Annotated in this window: 18 protein-coding genes and 1 tRNA gene; 12 read left to right on the top strand and 7 right to left on the bottom strand. The window is 63.3% G+C overall.

The window, feature by feature from the left end:
- Position 1: 1 nt before the first annotated feature.
- The 4 genes from hisD to NKH33_RS16385 all read right to left on the bottom strand — a co-directional run bounded on the left by hisD (position 2) and on the right by NKH33_RS16385 (position 3,691).
- Complete coding sequence (gene hisD, locus NKH33_RS16400) at positions 2–1,294, bottom strand: histidinol dehydrogenase (RefSeq protein ID WP_352920616.1); 1,293 nt, start codon at positions 1,292–1,294, stop codon at positions 2–4.
- A 4-nt stretch (positions 1,295–1,298) separates the two neighbouring features.
- Positions 1,299–1,733: a DUF2948 family protein gene (locus NKH33_RS16395; RefSeq protein WP_352470153.1), complete on the bottom strand. Its 435-nt coding sequence runs from the start codon at positions 1,731–1,733 to the stop codon at positions 1,299–1,301.
- 301 nt (positions 1,734–2,034) lie between these two features.
- Positions 2,035–3,327, bottom strand: coding sequence for a UDP-N-acetylglucosamine 1-carboxyvinyltransferase (gene murA, locus NKH33_RS16390; protein WP_023677408.1), 1,293 nt, complete (start codon positions 3,325–3,327; stop codon positions 2,035–2,037).
- A gap of 157 nt (positions 3,328–3,484) precedes the next feature.
- Positions 3,485–3,691, bottom strand: coding sequence for a hypothetical protein (locus NKH33_RS16385; protein ID WP_352920614.1), 207 nt, complete (start codon positions 3,689–3,691; stop codon positions 3,485–3,487).
- Between the two features lie 161 nt (positions 3,692–3,852).
- On the opposite strand from NKH33_RS16385, the gene NKH33_RS16380 reads away from it, so the two are divergent.
- Positions 3,853–3,927 (top strand) — tRNA-Thr (locus NKH33_RS16380).
- A 165-nt stretch (positions 3,928–4,092) separates the two neighbouring features.
- On the opposite strand, the gene NKH33_RS16375 is transcribed toward NKH33_RS16380, so the two are convergent.
- From NKH33_RS16375 to NKH33_RS16365, 3 genes are all read right to left on the bottom strand, one after another.
- Positions 4,093–4,431 (bottom strand): BRA0787 family protein, encoded by a 339-nt coding sequence (locus tag NKH33_RS16375; protein ID WP_352613946.1) that lies wholly within the window; start codon positions 4,429–4,431, stop codon positions 4,093–4,095.
- A gap of 67 nt (positions 4,432–4,498) precedes the next feature.
- Positions 4,499–4,726 (bottom strand): hypothetical protein, encoded by a 228-nt coding sequence (locus tag NKH33_RS16370; RefSeq protein WP_352541336.1) that lies wholly within the window; start codon positions 4,724–4,726, stop codon positions 4,499–4,501.
- A gap of 295 nt (positions 4,727–5,021) precedes the next feature.
- Positions 5,022–6,824 (bottom strand): dipeptide ABC transporter ATP-binding protein, encoded by a 1,803-nt coding sequence (locus tag NKH33_RS16365; RefSeq protein WP_352774727.1) that lies wholly within the window; start codon positions 6,822–6,824, stop codon positions 5,022–5,024.
- Positions 6,825–7,032: 208 nt separating this feature from the next.
- On the opposite strand from NKH33_RS16365, the gene NKH33_RS16360 reads away from it, so the two are divergent.
- The 11 genes from NKH33_RS16360 to NKH33_RS16310 all read left to right on the top strand — a co-directional run bounded on the left by NKH33_RS16360 (position 7,033) and on the right by NKH33_RS16310 (position 18,877).
- A complete protein-coding gene (locus tag NKH33_RS16360) occupies positions 7,033–8,391 on the top strand; it encodes an LLM class flavin-dependent oxidoreductase (protein WP_352920611.1) in 1,359 nt (452 codons plus the stop codon).
- Between the two features lie 14 nt (positions 8,392–8,405).
- Positions 8,406–9,182 (top strand): DUF427 domain-containing protein, encoded by a 777-nt coding sequence (locus NKH33_RS16355; RefSeq protein ID WP_352541339.1) that lies wholly within the window; start codon positions 8,406–8,408, stop codon positions 9,180–9,182.
- A gap of 34 nt (positions 9,183–9,216) precedes the next feature.
- Positions 9,217–10,851: an ABC transporter substrate-binding protein gene (locus NKH33_RS16350; RefSeq protein WP_352470161.1), complete on the top strand. Its 1,635-nt coding sequence runs from the start codon at positions 9,217–9,219 to the stop codon at positions 10,849–10,851.
- Positions 10,852–10,858: 7 nt separating this feature from the next.
- The gene (locus NKH33_RS16345; RefSeq protein WP_352920609.1) at positions 10,859–11,818 is read left to right on the top strand and encodes an ABC transporter permease; all 960 of its coding nucleotides are present in this window, start codon (positions 10,859–10,861) and stop codon (positions 11,816–11,818) included.
- Entirely contained in the window at positions 11,815–12,702 is an 888-nt protein-coding gene (locus NKH33_RS16340) for an ABC transporter permease (protein WP_352920607.1), read from the top strand. Before NKH33_RS16345 ends, NKH33_RS16340 begins: the two co-directional genes overlap by 4 nt.
- Before the next feature lie 199 nt (positions 12,703–12,901).
- Positions 12,902–13,471 (top strand): FMN reductase, encoded by a 570-nt coding sequence (gene msuE / locus NKH33_RS16335; protein WP_352772567.1) that lies wholly within the window; start codon positions 12,902–12,904, stop codon positions 13,469–13,471.
- A 29-nt stretch (positions 13,472–13,500) separates the two neighbouring features.
- A complete protein-coding gene (gene sfnG, locus NKH33_RS16330; protein WP_023722893.1) occupies positions 13,501–14,601 on the top strand; it encodes a dimethylsulfone monooxygenase SfnG in 1,101 nt (366 codons plus the stop codon).
- 55 nt (positions 14,602–14,656) lie between these two features.
- Entirely contained in the window at positions 14,657–15,559 is a 903-nt protein-coding gene (locus NKH33_RS16325; RefSeq protein ID WP_352920605.1) for an ABC transporter ATP-binding protein, read from the top strand.
- On the top strand, positions 15,559–16,455 hold the full coding sequence (locus NKH33_RS16320; RefSeq protein ID WP_352827163.1) for a branched-chain amino acid ABC transporter permease: 897 nt from the start codon (positions 15,559–15,561) through the stop codon (positions 16,453–16,455). The genes NKH33_RS16325 and NKH33_RS16320 overlap by 1 nt, the downstream gene beginning before the upstream one ends.
- 3 nt (positions 16,456–16,458) lie before the next feature.
- Positions 16,459–17,496, top strand: a complete 1,038-nt coding sequence (locus tag NKH33_RS16315) for a branched-chain amino acid ABC transporter permease (protein WP_352920602.1) — start codon at positions 16,459–16,461, stop codon at positions 17,494–17,496.
- Positions 17,497–17,545: 49 nt separating this feature from the next.
- Entirely contained in the window at positions 17,546–18,877 is a 1,332-nt protein-coding gene (locus NKH33_RS16310) for an ABC transporter substrate-binding protein (RefSeq protein ID WP_352920600.1), read from the top strand.
- Positions 18,878–19,012 lie beyond the last annotated feature (135 nt).

Here is a 19,012-nt window from a genome sequence, read left to right as displayed (position 1 = left end):
TCTACATGTTCAGCCGGATGGCGACGGAGCGTCCATGTGCATCGAGGCCTTCCGCCTTGGCGAGCGTGATCGCCGCCGGCGCCAGTGCCCGCAACTGCTCCGGCCCGAGCTTCAGGATCGAGGTGCGCTTGACGAAATCGAGCACCGAAAGCCCGGACGAAAAGCGCGCCGAGCGCGCCGTCGGCAGCACGTGATTGGAGCCGGCGACATAGTCGCCGATGGCTTCCGGCGTATGACGGCCGAGAAACACCGCACCCGCATTGCGCATCCGCGCCAGGAAGCCCTCTGGGTCGTCGATGGCAAGCTCGACATGTTCGGCCGCGATGCGGTCGACCAGCGGCAGTGCTGCCTCGATCGTCGGCACCAGGATGACGGCGCCGAAATCGCGCCAGCTCGCCGCCGCCGTTGCTCCGCGCGGCAGGTTCTGCAACTGCCGCTCCACCGCCTGTTCGACCGCTGCGCCAAAGGCACGGTCGTCGGTGATCAGGATCGACTGCGCCGACACATCGTGTTCGGCCTGGGCGAGGAGGTCGGCGGCGATCCAGTCCGGATCGTTGCTGCCGTCGGCGACAACCAGCACTTCCGACGGCCCGGCGATCATGTCGATGCCGACCGTGCCGAACACCTGGCGCTTGGCCGCCGCGACATAGGCATTGCCAGGGCCGACGATCTTGGCGACGGGCTTTATCGTTTCGGTACCATAGGCAAGGGCCGCGATCGCCTGGGCGCCACCAACGCGGTAGATTTCGGAGACACCGGCAAGATCGGCTGCCACCAGCACCAGCGGCGGCACCTCGCCGCCAGAGGCCGGCACCACCATGGCGATGCGCTCGACGCCGGCGACCTTGGCCGGTACCGCGTTCATCAGCACCGAACTCGGATAGCTCGCCGTGCCGCCCGGCACGTAGAGCCCGACGGCCTCGATTGCCGTCCAGCGCGAGCCGAGCTCGACGCCGGCGGCATCGGTGTAGCGGTCGTCCTGCGGCAGCTGCCGCTGGTGATGGGCGCGGATGCGCTCGCGCGCGAATTTCAGAGCCTCGACCGTCTGCGGATCGGCGGCCTCGTAAGCCTTGGCAATGTCGTCCCTGGAGACGGCGATGCCGAGCCTGGCCAGGTCGCCGCCGCCGAATTTCTGCGTGTACCCGACCAGCGCCGCGTCGCCCTCGGCGCGCACCTTGGCGATGATCTCGCGCACCACGGCGTCGACATCGGCCGAGACTTCCCGCTTGGTCAGCAGGAACGCGGCAAAGCGCTGCTCGAAATCGGCGTCGGACTGGCGAAGCGTGATAGCCATTACATCAGACCCTGTGGACCGGGCGCGACGTCGCTTCCCAGGCGCCGCCGACATCGGCAAGCCGCGCCTCGATGCATTCGACATCGAGCATGATCGCGCCGCCGCCCGAAAAGATCAGCTCGACGATGCCGGCCGGTTTGTCGAGCGCGAGAAAGCTGATCGCCAGCAGCGACAGCACCTCGTCCGGCTTGTCGCGGGCAATGCCGCTGGTCTTGGCGCCGAGCACCCGGTCGAAATGCAGCACGGCCTGCCGCCGCTCATTGTGCTGGCGGAAGAAGCCGGATTTCGCCTCCCAGACGAAGCGGTTCATGGTCAGCACGAAGCGCTTTACCGAAGGCAGGTACTCGAGATCGCTGACCTTCATGACGGCATCCTGGACATGCGCCGAGATGATGCTCAGATCCTGATCGTCGAGCGCGACAAGCTTGAGGCCATTCATGCGGAATTCGCACCTGCGAGTTGATTATTCGACCTTCTGTTAGGCGGTCTTTCCTGCTCGTGCAACCGCGCCGGAGGTCTTGTCCAGGCAATCGCCCCGGTCAGCGCTGCCCCTCATCCCCCTGCCGGGACCTTCTCCCCGTATAGGGACGGGGAGAAGGGGCTGGCCGCAACCTCGGCACCCTCCCGCAACGCTGGAGATTGGCGAAATCCTTCGCGAGGCGTCCCTTCTCCCCGTCCCTATACGGAGAGAAGATGCCGGCAGGCAGATGAGGGGCAGCGCCGACCTGAGCCTGCTATGGTCACCCCGAAATGCGCTCGATCTCCGCGCCGCAGCCAGACAGCTTTTCCTCCAGCCGCTCGAAGCCGCGGTCGAGATGGTAGACGCGGTTGACCGTGGTTTCGCCTTCGGCAGCAAGGCCGGCAATGACCAGCGACACCGAGGCGCGAAGATCGGTCGCCATGACTGGCGCGCCCTTCAGCTTCGCTACGCCGTCGACGATCGCCGTCTGGCCGGACAGCGTGATGTGGGCGCCGAGCCGGGCGAGTTCCTGGACGTGCATGAAGCGGTTTTCGAAGATCGTCTCGGTGATGCGCGACTTGCCCTTGGCCATCGTCATCAGGCCCATGAACTGCGCCTGAAGATCGGTCGGGAACGCCGGGAAGGGCGCCGTCGTCACATCGACCGGCGAAATGCCGGCGCCGTTGCGCCTGACGCGGATGCCGGAATTAGTCTGCGTGATCTCGGCGCCGGTCTGCGAAATGATGTCGAGCGCCGTCTGCAACAGGTCGGGCCGCGCGCCTTCCAGCACGACGTCGCCGCCGGTCATCGCCACCGCCATCGCATAGGTGCCGGTCTCGATGCGGTCGGGGATCACCCTGACGCGAGCACCCGACAGCGCCTCGACGCCGTCGATGGTGATGGTCGCCGTGCCGGCGCCCGAGATCTTCGCGCCCATGGCGTTGAGGCATTCGGCGAGGTTGACGATCTCCGGCTCGCGCGCGGCGTTTTCGAGCACCGTCTCGCCCTTGGCCAGCGAGGCCGCCATCATCAGCACATGGGTGGCGCCGACCGAAACTTTCGGGAACACATAACGGTTGCCGACAAGCCGGCCGTTCCTGGTCTTGGCGATGACGTAGCCGGTGTCGACGTCGATATCGGCGCCCAGCGCCTGCAGGCCTTCGAGGAAGAGGTCGACCGGCCGCGTGCCGATGGCGCAGCCGCCGGGCAGCGACACCTTGGCTTCGCCCATGCGGGCCAGCAGCGGTCCGATCACCCAGAACGACGCCCGCATCTTCGACACCAGCTCGTAAGGCGCCGTCGTGTCGACGATGTTGCGGGCCGAGAAAGTGATGGTGCGCGAATAGCCTTCCTGCTGCTTTTCGCGGCGGCCATTGACCGAATAGTCGACGCCGTGATTGCCGAGGATGCGGATCAGCTGCTCGACATCGGCCAGATGCGGCACGTTTTCCAGCGTCAGCGTGTCATCGGTCAAAAGCGCGGCGATCATCAGCGGCAGCGCAGCGTTTTTCGCGCCCGAGATCGGAATGCTTCCGGCAAGCTTGTTGCCGCCAACAATTCTGATGCGATCCATGAAGAGCGTCCCCTCGGCGCCAAGGCCGGTTTAAATCGGTTGAGTCTGTTGCGGCCATCTAGACCATTGGCCGGCTTGGTTCAAGAAACAGGCTACTCCCCACTTTGGCCCACGCCGACTTGGCCAAAGTACCGGCGACCAACATAGCCGATTCGCGTTAATCTTTTTTCATCACCGCTTGCAGCCCCTCCGGCCGCTTATCGGCGTCGCCGGTCCGTCGCGACCGCGATTGCGCCTTGCGCTTCTGCAGGTTGGCGCGCAACTGCTCGGCCAGCCGGTCCTTGCGGCCCGTTCCGGCTTTTTTCGCTGAACCATCCTTCTTCGGTGATCCATCCTTGTTCGGAGAAACTGTCTTGCCGTTCATCGTTCTGTCCCCGGCCGGCGACCCGCCGGTGCGGATCAAGGGATAGCCAACATTTGTGGCACGGCCATGTCCGCAACGATCGCCCGGTGCGGCCTTTCAACCCGTCTTTGTCTTGGCCTTGCGCTTGCCGGTTCGATATGGCAGAAGCCCCGCCATCGGCGGCTGCGGTAGCTCAGTGGTAGAGCACTCCCTTGGTAAGGGAGAGGTCGAGAGTTCAATCCTCTCTCGCAGCACCAGTCTATCCGCACCATGCAGAGCTATGGCCATCGCCGCGCATGACCGACTGAGCAAATAGAGGCTATCAGGGCAGATCGCGACGCATACCGGCTGAATGATACGGAGCCGAGCTGCCTTGTGCCCGGCTCCTCCGGCTTTGACGGGAACCTATGCAGCGTCGCCTGTTAGTTGCCGACGTCGCCGCTCCGGAGCCGCTTCACGCACAAAGCGCGAAGGACCAGAGCGGCATCGGCGTAAGTGATCGCCTTTTCGCCGCCGAAAACCAGTGCATTGCCGACAACCTCTAGGACATCGCCCTCGATGCGCCAAGGAAGAATATCGGTGCAGGTCCGCATGCGGCCGAAGACCGAACTGATCGGCACCATCTGGTCCTCAAATTCCACGTGCGGCTCGTCCGTTCCCGGAATCCAGGTTTGGTAAGCTTCCAAGGCATCGTCGAAGGCTCCGTGCAAATGAATCGGAGCATGGCCCTCATGCAGTGCGGGTAAAAGGCGTGTGGTCATCGGTCTCCTCCTGGATCGCGGCAGCCAGCCAATGCTGCCAGGTAACCCCCGCATTTCGATGATTGGTCTATGGCCGGATGCGACGGGCGCCTACCCAATAGCCGCAAGTGCCGATGCCCCAATAGAAGGCTTCATCCCGTCCTGAGCGGCGAAATTTCGCCTCGGAGTCAGAAGCGTCGTCCGCCTGCGCCTGATCCGGCGCATAACGTGAACGCTCCATGGGCGGGAAAAGGGCGCCGATCACGATCCTGATACAGCCCGGAACGGCTTCCAGAAATGTCTGCGTCATCGTCATCTCCTGATCCTGCGAACATGGACGGCGAAAAGTCAGGCACTTGAAGCGGGCAGTATGACCGGCTTCTTAGCAAATGTCTATCAAACTTGTAGACATTGGCTTGTAAGGAGCGAGCCTCAGACGAAATACCATGCGAGCTTGCCTGTGACTACGGTGGATGCTTGATCGCCAAGCTTCCTGCTATCCGCGCCTCGAACGGCCGCAGCTCCCGGTCTCTTGGCACTTTGCGACGGGGATCAGCTCCATCGCGCCTTCCTCGCGAGCGCGACGGATCTTCAGAATGATGATCCGTCCTTCATGAACCTTGGTCGAGCCGCCAACATGCGATCAGGTGCTCGTCGCCAGCTTGGCTGAGGGGCGGTTCGGCTTTCCAGCAATCGGCAACAGCGAGCGAGCAACGGCCGGCGAAGGCGCATCCCTGGCTCGGGCCCGCCGCGATGTCGGCCTGAGAGATGATCTTCGGCGCTGCATCGTCTGAAGACGCCGCCAGCAGCAGTTTCGTATAGGGATGATTGGGTCCGTGAAAAATCTGGTCGGATGAGCCGGTTTCGACCAGGCGGCCGCGGTACAGCACGCCGATCCTGTCGGCCATGTAGCGCACGACCCTGAGATCGTGGCTGATGAACAGATAGGTCGTGTCCTTGTCGCGCTGCAGGTCGTTGAGCAGGTTGAGAACAGTTGCCTGGACGGAAACGTCGAGCGCCGAAGTGGGTTCGTCGAGCACGACGACCTGCGGCACGCCGGCGAAGGCCCGTGCGATGGCCGCCCGTTGCCGCTGGCCGCCGGATAGTGATCGCGACTTCTGCTCGGCTGTGGCGCCGGCAAGGCGAACCGATTGCAGCAAATCGCTGACGCGGGCCTTTATCTCACTGCTGCGCAGGCCGGCGAGCCGGCGCAGCGGGCGGCCGAGGATCCTGCCGATTCGCTTACGCGGATTGAGCGTGCGATCCGGCGACTGGAAAACCATCTGCACATCGCGGCGTTCGCCAAGACTTCTCTTCTCGACGCGCGGTGCGACCTTCCTGCCGAACAGTTCGACCGATCCGGCGTCTGGCATCTGTAGGCCGGTGACGATCCTTGCCAGGGTCGACTTGCCGGAACCGGACTCGCCGATCAGCCCGAAGGTCTCGCCGTGGCCGATATCGAGATCGACATTGCTGAGCACCGGTTGGCTGCCGAAGGCATGGCTGATGCCTTTACAGGCGATCGCGATTCGGCGTTCTTTGCGCTCGCCGGCATCTTCATTCTGGACCGCCGAGTGCGATGGCAGGCCGTCCGTCTCCGCCAGTCTTCCATTCCGCTTCGTGTAGTTGAGCGCCGGGATCGAGGCGATCAGCGCCTTCGTATAGGCGTGAGAGGGGTTGTCGAAGACATCGCCGGCGGCGCCGCTTTCGACCACGGTTCCCGACTGCATCACCGCCACCCGGTCGCAGGAGCGGCGGATCATGTTGATGTCGTGGCTGATCAGCAGAATGCTGGTTTTGTGGTCCTTGCGCAGGCCGGAGAGGATAGCGATGATCTCGGACTGGACGCTGGCGTCGAGCGCCGTCGTCGGCTCGTCCAGCACCAGCAGCGACGGGTCGAGCGCAATCGCGATGGCGATGTTGGCGCGCTGCTGCATGCCGCCGGAGAGTTCGTGTGGATAGAGCCCCAGCACCCGCTCCGGATGGCTCACCCGAACGCACCCGAGCAGTTCGCAAGCCCGCTCGCGCGCCTCGTCATGGCGCACCGGGCGATGCCGCATGATCGTCTCGGTGATCTGGCGGCCGATCGTCATGCTTGGGTTGAGGGCCGCGCCCGGGTGCTGGTAGACGGCGGCGATATGATTTCCCCTGAGTTGGCGCAACTGCTCGGCGGAGAGGTCGCGGATTTCGCGGCCCTGGAACTCCAGCGCTGACGCCGCGATGCGGGCATTCTTCGGCAGATAGCGCAGGATGGCGAGCGCCACCGAGCTTTTCCCCGATCCGGACTCGCCAACAAGGCCGAGTGCTTCGCCTTCGCCTATGCGCAGGGAGACGCCACTGACGGCGGGATGCGATCCATTGCGCCCGTCATAGGCGATGGAAAGCTGGTCGACGTTCAGAACCGAGGAGGACATTGGGAGCTTGAAACCACTTTCTTCCAGCGTCGCGATCGAGGGCAATCGCTTCCACTTTTGCAATGCTTTATCTCTATAAAATTACTAGAATTAAGCCGGAGCGCAATCTAACTTTCATGGCTCAAGAGCGATTGTCGCCGCTTGCCGAAGCAGCGCGACAATCTCCGGAGCAGATTTGGCTCCAGGGCAGATCTGGAAGGAGACTGGCATGGCTCGAGACCACATGATCCTCAGCGCATTTTTCTTCAACCCGCAGGGCGATCATCGGATGTCGTGGCGCCATCCGCGGGCGCCGGGCCGGGAGGTGCTGGACTTCGAGTTCTACCGTGATCTCGTGCAGGCGGCCGAGCGGGCCAGGATCGACACCATCTTCGTCGCCGACCACGTTTCGATCTGGGATTCGGTCAAGAGCGGTGTCGCCCACTACGCCAATGCCCGCCTTGAGCCGTTGACGCTGCTGTCGGCACTGGCCAGCGTGACCAAACACATCGGCCTGATCACCACGGCGTCGAGTTCGTACAGCGAGCCCTACAATGTTGCGCGCATGTTCGCCTCGCTCGACCATATCAGCAAGGGCAGGGCGTCGTGGAACGTCGTCACATCGGCCATGGACGAGGAGGCGCGCAATTTCGGCCGCGACGGCAACATAGAACATGCGTTCCGCTATGAGCGCGCGGCCGAATTCCTCGATATCGTCAAGGCGCTTTGGGACAGCTGGGAAGACGAGGCGCTGCTGATCGACAAGCAGACGGGCTATTTCGCCGATCCCGACAAGGTCCACCCCATCGATCACAAGGGCAAGCACTTCAAGGTGCGCGGGCCGCTCAACGTCTCGCGGCCGCCGCAGGGCCACCCGCTGATCGTCCAGGCCGGCTCGTCCGAGGACGGCAAGAACTTCGCCGCCGCCCAGGCCGACGTGCATTTCGCCATCTACAGCACCAGGGAAGACGGCATCAAATACCGGCAGGACATCAACGAGCGCCTCGCCCGCTATGGCAGGAAGCTGGAGAGCTTCAAGATCCTGCCGGGCATTCTGCCGATTGTCGCCGCTTCCGAGGCGGAAGGCCGCGAAAAGCAGGAATACCTCCAGACCCTGTTGCCCGATCAGGTCGGCATCGACCTTCTGTCCAGCTGGAGCGGCATCGATCTCTCCGTCTATCCGCCAGACGGGCCGCTGCCGCCGCTGCCGGACGAGAGCACCTTCAATGGCGGACGGACATCGCTCAACCGGGTCAAGGAATGGTCGAAGCAGAATCTCAGCCTACGCGACATCGCCCGCAAGCTCGCCAACAGCGGTTCGGTGCCGACCGTCGCCGGCACGCCCAAACAGATCGCCGACCAGTTGCAGGACTGGTTCGTTTCAGGCGCCGCCGACGGCTTCAACCTGATGTTCCCGCTGCTGCCCGAGGACTGGGTGAATTTCGCCGAGCAGGTGGTGCCGGAGCTGCAGCGTCGCGGCGTGTTCCCGACCGAATACGCGCCAGGAACGCTGCGCGACCGCTTCGGTCTGGCGCGGCCGGCAAACCGCTTCGCCGAGCAGCGCGACAACGCACGCGCCGTGTCCTGACCGGGAGAACGATCATGACCGTCGCGCCAAGATTGCAGCCTCGCGAAGCCACCGCGCCGCAGCTCGTCAATGTCCTGCACAGTCCCAAGCGTGTGCGCGTCAAATTCGGCGGCCGCACGATCGCCGACAGCCGCAACGTGCTGGTGCTGCGCTCCAACCATTTCCTGCCGATCTATTTCTTCCCGCCGTCAGCGGTAGACCCGTCGGTGCTGAAGCCCTCGCTGCATCGCGAACCGCATCCAGTCGGTGGCGAGACGGCCTATTGGGATATCGACAGCGGCGACAGGCGCAGTGCCAACGCGGCGTGGGCGTTCATCTCGCCGCCGGACGAAGCGCTGGCGTCCCTGGCCGGGCGGATCGCCTTCACCTGGAAGGCCGTCGACCAATGGTTCGAGGAGGACGAAGAGGTCTTCGTCCATGCGCGAGACCCTTATGCGCGCATTGATGTGCTGCAAAGCACGAGCCATGTGCAGGTCTGGTTCGACGGCGAGCCGATCGCCGACAGTCACCGCCCGGTGCTTTTGTTCGAGACGCATCTGCCGACGCGTTTCTATCTGCCGGCGGAAGACATCCGGCTGGAGCGGCTGACGGCGTCCGTTACAACGACGCGATGTCCCTACAAGGGCATCGCCTCCTACTGGTCGGGGCTGCTGAGCGACGGAACGGTGCGCCCGGACATCGCCTGGAGCTACCGGGAACCAATCGCCGAAATGCCGAAGATCAAAGGCCTCATCGCCTTCTATCCGCAGGCCGTTGACCGCATCCATCTCGACGGCGAACCCGTCGCATAGGTTTTCAATTTTCATTTCAAAGCAGGGTTTTAACATGACCAAACGCAGGGATATCGACGCACTTCGCAGCCTGTCGGGGGACATCTGGAATGTCGCCGTCGACGAATATCAGGGCGGCTTTCTCAAGCGCCGCGATCTCCTGAAATACGCCGCACTGCTCGGCCTGACAGGCTTTGCCATCTCGCAGGGGTTCGGAGCCGCGCGCGCCGCGGCCGCCGGCGGTACGGTCCGTGTCGGGCTCGGTCAGCCGACCAAGGCGATCGATCCGGTTTCGGTGACCGATCCGGCCAGCATCGGGGTGATCAGCCAGGTCGGCGAATATCTGATCCTCGACGATCCGAAGGACGGTCTCCAGCCGAAGCTCGCTTTGTCCTGGGAGGCCGACGAGACAGCCAGCCGCTGGACCTTCAAATTGCGGCAAGGAGTGAAATTCCACGATGGCCGCGCCGTCACCGCCAAGGACGTGGTGGCGAGCTTCGAGCGGCTGGTCGATCCCGCCAGCGGCTCGTCGGCGCTCTCAGCCTACAAGGGCATCCTGTCCAAGGGTGGCGCCAAGCTGGTCGATGACGAAACGGTCGCCTTCGATCTGGACGGTCCGAACAGCAATTTCCCTTTCTATGTCTCTTCCGACGTCTATAACGCCGTCATCCTGCCGGCCGACTATGCCGGCGATTTCGAGAAAAATTTCAACGGCACCGGCCCGTTCAAGCTCGAATCCTTCCGTCCCAAGCAAGGCGCCAGCTTCGTGCGCAATCCGGATTACTGGGGCGAGAAGGCACTTCCCGACCGCATCGAGATCAAGTTCTTCGACGACGAGCAGGCGCAGGTGCTGGCGCTGCAGGCCGGCCAGCTCGACGTCATCCCCAGCACGACGCGGTTGGAACTGGCGATCGAGGGCAACCCCAACTTCAAGCTGCTCAGCGTGCAGGCAAGCTCGCATGACCAGGTGCATCTCAGAACCGACCAGGCGCCGTTCACCGACAAGCGCATCCGCCGTGCGCTGGCACTCACCATCGACCGCGAGGCGGTGGTCAAGGGGCTGCTGAAGGGCCGCGCCATCGTCGGCAACGACACCCCGTTCGCGCCGATCTTCCCTTCGGCCGATCCGTCGGTGCCGCAGCGCAAGCACGATATCACGGAAGCCAAGCGGCTGCTTGGCGAGGCTGGCGTGCCGAACGGCTTCGAGGTGACGCTGACCACCGAACGCGCCTATGACATTCCCGACTATGCGGTGATCATCCAGAACTTCGCCAAAAAGATCGGCATCGATGTCAAGCTCAATGTCCTGCCGCAGGACGCCTATTACGGCTCGGCGACCTTCGGCAGCTCGCCTTGGCTGGATTCGGTTCTCGGCATCACCGACTACGGCCATCGCGGCACGCCCGACATCTTCCTCAACGCCACGCTGAAGAGTACGGGAGCCTGGAACGCGGCGCATTTCAACAACCCCGGCTATGATGCGCTGCTGCTCGACTACTCGAAGGCGCGTGACCTCAATGCCCAGCGCCTTGCTGCCGGCAAGATCCAGACGCTTTTGCTTGACGAGACGCCGGCGATCATCAGCTACTTCTCGCAATACAGCCGGATTGTCAGCTCGAAGGTCGAGGGCGTGCGCTTCACCGCAATCTCGCATCTGCTGCTAGATCGCGTTTCCTTCGTCCAGGCATGATCGCGACATGCTGACCGGCCGCATTCTGTCAGCGCGTGTGGGCACTCTTGTCCTCACGCTGTGGCTTGTCAGTGTCCTGGTTTTCTTCGCCGGACAGGTTTTGCCCGGCGATGTCGGCCGCGTGATGCTCGGGCCGTTTGCCGACGCGCAGGCGGTGGCGGAGCTGAACAAGCGGCTGGGCGCCGACCAGCCAGTTCTCGTCCAGTATTGGCTCTGGTTCAGCAAGGCGGTGTCAGGCGATTTCGGCACCTCGCTTTCGATGCGCGCGCCGGTGGCCCCGTTCGTGCAGGAGAGCCTGAAGCGCTCCGCATCCCTTGCCGGCATTATTTTGGTCTTTCTCATTCCGCTCGGGGTTGGCGGCGGTGTCATCGCCGGTCTCAACGCCGGCCGCCTCATCGACCGGCTGATCGTGGTGGCGGGCGTCTCCTTCGGCATCGTGCCGGATTTTGTGTCCGGCCTGGTGCTGCTCATCGTTTTCGGCCTGTGGCTGAATTGGTTCCCGATCTCAGGCGTTGCGCCGGATGGCGCGGGCTTCTGGACGCAAGGCTATTATCTGATCCTGCCGGCGCTGCCGCTGGTGCTCAATCTTGCCGGCTACATCGCCCGGATGACGCGGGCCGGCGTGATCGAGGCGATGGCCGCCGACTACGCACGCACCGCCGTCCTGAAAGGGCTTGAGCGGCGCGAGATCATCCTTCGGCACGTGCTGCGCAATGCGCTGACCCCGACCATCGCGGTGCTGGCGACGCAGACCGGATACATGCTTGGCGGGCTGGTTGTGATCGAAGCGCTGTTCGGCATCCAGGGACTTGGCAATCTGGTTCTGAACGCAGCCAAGGCGCGAGATTTCCCGATGCTTGAAGCGGGGGTGCTGGTGATGGCGGCAATCTTTGTTCTTTCGGCGGCGGCGGGCGACTTCGTGCTGGCTTTGCTCGATCCGCGGCAACGCCGTCGGACCTCGCCATGACCGATCTGACGGAGTTTCCCGCATCACGGCGCGCCGTGGCCGGTTTTCCGGCGGTGCGCAGGATCGGCAGTGCCTTCTCCGGACTGCCCCTATCGGTCGTGATCGGAACGCTGCTGCTACTGTTCTGGGTCGTATGCGCGGTAGCAGGCAATCTTTTCGTTCCGTATGATCCCTATGCCGAGGATTTTCTGGCGATGCTGACGCCGCCCGATGCCTCGCATTGGTTCGGGACCGATCAGCTCGGCCGCGACGTGCTGTCCCGCATTATCGTCGGATCGCGCGATATCCTGCTGGTTGCGCCGCTGGCGACGCTGGTCGGCGTTGCCGCCGGCAGCATCATCGGCCTGGTGCTCGGCTATTTCGATGGCCTCACCGATGCCATCGGCGCGCGGCTGCTCGATACACTGATGGCGTTTCCATTCATCGTTCTCGTCACCATGACGCTGGTGGCGATCGGGCCGTCGAACCTGACCGTCGTCCTGGTGATCGGCATCGCCTATGCGCCGCTGGTGGCGCGCACCGTCCGCGCCGCCGTGCGCGAGCAGAAGCAGCGCGACTATGTCAGCGCCGCCCGGCTTGGCGGCGAAGGCGCGCTCGCCATCATGTTCCTGGAGATATTGCCCAACATCAGGGAGACGATCCTCATCGAGTTCGTCACTCGGCTGGGCTACGGGTTCTTTTCGATCGCGACGCTGAGTTTTCTGGGCCTCGGCATCCAGCCGCCGTCGGCCGATTGGGGGCTAGCCGTCGCCGACGGCTACGGTTTCCTGTCCGGCGGTAAATGGTGGGTCGTCGTTTTCAATTCCGGCGCGATCGTTTCACTGGTCATGGCAACGAACCTAATTGCCCAAGGCTTAGGCGCGTTTGAAAATGGTGATGGATGAATGCGAAGCCGTATTGATGGCCTGAGCTTCGGTCTGCTCGCTATACGGACATTGCTACGTCCATTAGCAGAACGGCATTTTTCTCCGCGAGGCCGAAAAATCGGAACGTAGTTCCTTATCTCTATAGATTTTGTCGAATATCGTCTGCCCCGGTTTGGAAATGACCCGATGCGCATGCAGGGTCCGGGAGATTGACGAGTTGGCAAGGCTATCGGTTCTCGGAATATCCGGCGGCGTAAGCACACCATCGCGCACTACCGCGGTGGTCAACGCGCTGGTCAAGGCAGTCGCCTTGCGCGTCCCGGCAGACACCGGCGTGATCGAAATCACCGAGGCGGCGCCTTCGATTTTCGCCGGGCTGTCTCGTCGTGCGCTCGGCGCGTCTGGCGAAGCGATCATCCAGCGTGTCGAGAAGGCCGACCTGCTCGTGGTCGGAACGCCGGTCTATCGGGCGTCCTACACCGGCGCTCTCAAGCACCTGTTCGACCTCGTCGATCATCGTGCACTGACGGGCAAGACCGTGCTTCTCGCGGCAACCGGCGGAAGTCCATACCATGGCCTGGTTCTCGAACATCAGCTCCGGCCATTGTTCGGTTTTTTCGGGGCCGTCACCGTCCCGACCGGCGTCTACGGCGCGCCCGACGATTTCGTCGATGCCAAGATCGTCGGCGCGGCGATTATCGAGCGCATCTCACGGGCCGCTACCGAAGCGATTTCCTTGCTTAATTCCAGTCATGCAAATGCTGCCGTCGCCACGCGCGTCGGTTGAAGCCAATCAAAAAGGGGAAACGAAACGAAATGACCTCGAATTCCGACAACGTGAAGTTCGCCTACTGGGTCCCGAACGTTTCGGGCGGCCTTGTCATCTCCAACATCGAGCAGCGGACAGGCTGGGACATCGATTATAACCGCAAGCTCGCCCAGATCGCCGAGGCCAACGGCTTCGACTACGCGCTGAGCCAAATACGCTTCACGGCCGGCTATGGCGCCGACAACCAGCACGAATCCGTCTCGTTCAGCCATGCCTTGCTCGCTGCCACCACAACGCTGAAAGTCATCGCGGCGATCCTGCCCGGCCCATGGAATCCAGCGCTGGCGGCCAAGCAGATAGCCACCATCAATCACCTGACCAATGGCCGTGTCGCCGTCAATGTCGTGAGCGGCTGGTTCCGCGGTGAGTTCGCCGCCATCGGCGAGCTGTGGCTCGACCATGACGAGCGCTATCGCCGCTCGGAGGAATTCATCCGTGCGCTGCGCGGCATCTGGACCGAGGACAATTTCACTCTGAAGGGCGACTTCTATCGCTTTACCAACTACTCGATGAAGCCGAAGCCGATCGATCCGCAGCCGGAGATCTTCCAGGGCGGCTCATCACGCGCGGCGCGCGACATGGCTGCGCGGGTTTCCGACTGGTATTTCACCAACGGCAACACGCCGGAAGAGATCAAGAAGCAGGTTGACGACATCAAGACCAAGGCGAAGGCCAATGGCCACAAGGTCAAGATCGGCGTCAACGCCTTTGCCATCGCTCGCGAAACCGAGGCAGAAGCGCGCACCGTGCTCGACGAGATCATCGCCAAGGCCAATCCGGAGGCGGTGCAGGGTTTCGCCGATCAGGTCAAGAACGCCGGCAAGGCCTCGCCGGAAGGCGAGGGTAACTGGGCGAAATCCTCTTTCGAGGATCTTGTCCAATACAATGACGGCTTCCGCAGCAATCTCATCGGCACGCCGGAACAGATTGCCGAACGCATCCTCAAGCTGAAGGATGCCGGCGCGGATCTGATCCTGCTCGGTTTCCTGCATTTCCAGGAAGAGGTGGAGTTCTTCGGCAAGCGCGTCATCCCTCTGGTGCGCGAACTGGAAGCGGCGCGCGACAGGGAGCTCGTCGCCGCGGAATAGGACAGGCGCGGCCTTCAGGCCGCCGCCCGCACGCCTTCAAAATCAGGGACGTTTCATGATTGGTGCTTCGCTGGGAGCCGCCGCATACGAGCGCGCGCCCGAAATCTCCGGGATTCTTGCTGGTGCTGGTCCCGTCGAGGACACGCGCCCGGCGCGCCTGTCGCCAAAGGCTGATGCGATCCTGGCGCTGGGCGGGATCAGCATTTCTTTTGGTGGCGTCATGGCATTGCGGGATGTCGACCTCGAGGTCAAAAGCCGCGAGATCCGCGCGGTGATCGGTCCCAATGGCGCCGGCAAATCCTCGCTGATCAACATCATCAGCGGCCTCTATCACGCCGATCAGGGCAAGATCGCGATCGATGGCCAGTCCTTCTCCCGGGTGTCGGCAAGCCGTCTGGCACGGCTCGGCGTCGCGCGCACCTTCCAGAACCTGGCACTGTTCGGTGGGCTTTCAGTGCGCGACAACATCGCGTCGGGCCGCGTCCACACCCGGCGCGCCAGCTTTGTCGAACATATCGCCGGTCTACCGCGCGCCCGGCGCGAAGATGCCGCGATCGCTGAAAAGGTCGACCAGACAATCGCCTTCCTGCATCTCGAGGCCGTCGCCGATCGCCTGGTCGCAACGCTGCCCTACGGCCTGCAGAAGCGGGTCGAACTGGCGCGCGCGCTTGTCGCCGAGCCGAAGATCCTGCTGCTCGACGAGCCGATGGCCGGCATGACGGCGACCGAGAAGGCCGAGATGGCCGGTTTCGTGCGCGCAGCGCGCGACCGGCACGACGTCACCATCATCCTCATCGAACACGACATCGGCGTGGTCATGGGGCTCTCCGACCGCGTCGCCGTGCTCGACTACGGCCGCAAGATCGCCGACGGGACACCGGCCGAGGTCAGGGCCAATCCGGCGGTGATCCAGGCCTATATCGGCACCGCCCAAGGCGAAGATGGCGAGGGCATCTGATGAGCTACTATGATTTCCTCTTCGTCATCGAGGTGCTGGTCGGTGGCTTGCTCTCAGGCGTCATGTATTCGCTCGTCGCCATCGGTTTCGTGCTGATCTACAAGACGTCGGGCGTGCTGAACTTCGCGCAAGGGTCGATGGTGCTGTTCGCCGCACTCACCTTTGTCAGCCTTGTCGAACGCGGCATCGCGTTTGCGCTTTCGCTGCTCATTACCCTCGCGATCATGGTTGCGCTGGGCTTCACCATCGAGCGAACTGTGCTGAGGCCGCTGGTCAATCGCTCGCCGATGACGCTGTTCATGGCCACGCTTGGCCTGTCTTACATCATTGAAGGCGCTGCCCAGTTGGTGTGGGGCACGCAGGTGCACGGGCTCGATCTCGGCATCGACGACACGCCGTTCGAGGTCGGCGGTATCCTGATATCGTCGTTCGATCTTCTTGCTGCAGGCATTGCCGCGGCGATGGTCGCCGGCTTGAGCGCATTCTTCTATTGGACCCGCATCGGCCTGGCGTTTCGCGCCGTCGCAGACGACCAGTTCGCGGCGCTCGCCGTCGGGCTGCGGCTGCCCCGGATCTGGGGGACGGTGTGGACGGCCGCGGGGTTCGTGGCACTGGTCGCGGGACTTTTGTGGGGCGCGCGCCTCGGCGTCCAGTTCTCGCTGTCGCTGATCGTGCTGAAGGCGCTGCCGGTACTGGTGCTTGGCGGCTTCGATTCCATCCTCGGCGCCATCGTCGGCGGCCTCATCATCGGCGCCAGCGAGAAGCTCGCCGAGGTCTACCTCGGACCCTTTGTCGGTGGCGGCATCGAAGGCTGGTTCGCCTATGCGCTGGCGCTGGTCGTCCTGCTGGTGCGCCCCTCCGGCCTGTTTGGCCAGAAGACTGTCGAAAGGGTCTGACCGATGGCCGTGCAAGCGCTCGATGCCGCAAGGCTTCCCATCGACTGGCAGAGGTTAGCTCTGCCCGTCGCCCTGATTGCCGTGGCCTACGGCCTGACCCCCGCCTATGCGTCGAGCTATCTCGTCGAGGCGATCCTGCTGCCGTTCCTTGCGCTCAGCCTGGCGGCGGTCGGCCTCAACCTTTTGACCGGCTATTGCGGCCAGCTTTCGCTGGGCTCCTCCGCCTTCATGGCGGTCGGCGCTTTCGCCGCCTACAATTTCAACCTTCGGGTCGAAGGACTGCCGCTGGCTGCGACCATGATCCTGGCCGGGATTTCAGCCGCCGGCATCGGCGTCGTGTTCGGATTGCCGAGCCTGCGCCTGCGCGGCTTCTATCTCGCCGTCTCAACGCTCGCCGCTCAGTTCTTCGTGCAGTGGGCGCTGACCAAGTTCGGGTGGTTCTCCAACGACAACCCTTCCGGGGTGATCTCGGCGCCGCACCTTGCCGTTGCGGGCTTCTCGCTCGACAGGGCGACGGGCCGCTACCTGCTCTCGGTGACCACGGTCATCGTGCTCACGGCGCTCGTCTGGCGCCTGGTCAACAGCGCGACCGGCCGCAATTTCATCGCCGTGCGCGACAACGAAACCGCCGCGCGGGTGATCGGCGTCCCTGTGCTGAAGACCAAGCTGCTCGCGTTCGCCATCTCGTCCTTCATCATCGGCGTCGCCGGGGTGCTGTGGGCCTTCACCTATCTGCGCACCGTCGAGCCGGCCGGCTTCAATCTCGACCGCTCGTTCCAGATCCTGTTCATCATCATCATCGGCGGGCTGGCCTCGATACGCGGCGCCTTTCTGGGAGCGGCGTTCATCGTCATCTTTCCGCTCATCCTGTCGCGGCTTGGCGCCTTCCTGTTTGGCGGACTGTTCGATTCGGGTGTTCTCGACATGAGCCAGCGCATCGTGCTCGGCGCGCTCATCATCATCTTCCTCATCGCGGAACCGAACGGGCTGTCGGCCCTCTTCGACCGCCTGAAACGACGGATCGGCTCAAGGTCCAGCTGAGCGCCGCTCGACATCCTCTCACGGACCACAACCTCAGGAGACGCAATCCATGACCTTCTTCAGTCACCTCAAGAAAGCGGCGATCGCCACGGCTTTCGTCCTCGGCGCGACGGCGGTCCACGCCGACGAGCAGTATTTTCCCCTGCAGAGCTACCGCGTCGGCCCTTATGCCGCCGGCGGCACCGGCTTCTTCGGCGGCTTCATCGACTATCTCAACCTGATCAACATCCGCGACGGCGGCGTCAACGGCGTCAAACTGACCTGGAGCGAGGGCGAGACGCAGTATGAGGTCGAGAAGGGCGTCGAGGTCTATGAACGATTGAAGAGCAATCCCGGCATCGCCGCCTGGAACCCGCTTTCGGTCGGCATCGCCTATGCCATGATCGACCGCATCACCGATGACAAGGTGCCGCTGATTACCATCAACCACGGCCGCACCGACACCACGGACGGACGCGTGTTCCCTTACGTCTTCCCGCTGCTGCTCAATCCCTACAGCGAGACCTCGGGCATCGTGAACTATATCGCCTCCAAGGAAGGTGGCCTCGACAAGCTCAAGGGCAAGAAGATCGTCGTGCTCTATCACGGCTCGCCCTATGGCAAGGAGACGATTCCGATCTATGAGCTGCTGTCGCAGAAATACGGCTTCGAGCTGTCGCAGATCGAGGTTCCGCATCCAGGCAACGAGCAGCAGGCGCAGTGGCTGACGATCCGTCGCGAGCATCCGGACTATGTGGTGCTGCGCGGCTGGGGCGTGATGAACCCGGTTGCGCTCAAGACCGCGCAGAAGACCGGCTTCCCGGCCGATCACATCGTCGGCAATGTCTGGTCGAATTCGGAAGAGGATGTGATCCCCGCCGGCGATGCCGCCAAGGGCTATACGGCCATCACCACCCAGGCGTCAGGCGAGCAGTATCCGGTGGTCCAGGAGATCGTCAAAACGGTCTACGGCGCCGGCAAAGGCAATATCGAGGAAAAGAGCCGTATCGGCTCGGTCTACCACAATCTCGGCATCGTCAACGGCATCCTCAATGTCGAGGCGGTCCGCATCGCGCAGGCCAAGTTCGGCAACCGCACGCTCACCGGCGACGAAGTCCGCTGGGGCTTCGAGCATCTCAAGCTCGATCCGGCACGCGTCGAGGCGCTGGGCGCCAAGGACCTGTTCCACTCGATCAACGTCTCCTGGGACAATCACGAAGGTGACGGCTACGTGACCTTCCAGCAGTGGGACGGCAAGAAGTGGAACGTCGTCTCCGACTGGATTGCGCCCGACTGGAAGCTGCTGCGTCCGATCATCGAGAAGTCGTCCGAGGCCTATGCCAAGGAAAAGGGCATCAAGATCCGCACGGCCGAAGACGCCGAAGCAGTGGTCAGCAACTGAAGTCCAACAACTCGCGGCCGGCCCCCGGGCCGGCCGCGCTTTGCGGGCTATTGGGGGGTCATAGCTGTGCAGCCCGGGAAATACGATCCGGTGGGGGAGTCGCGGGGGGGCCGGCTACAACGGCGCCCACGCCGC

The sequence above is a fragment of the Mesorhizobium sp. M1182 genome (assembly GCF_040318335.1).
Classification (GTDB): domain Bacteria; phylum Pseudomonadota; class Alphaproteobacteria; order Rhizobiales; family Rhizobiaceae; genus Mesorhizobium.
This window is presented reverse-complemented; position numbering and strand designations above follow the sequence as displayed.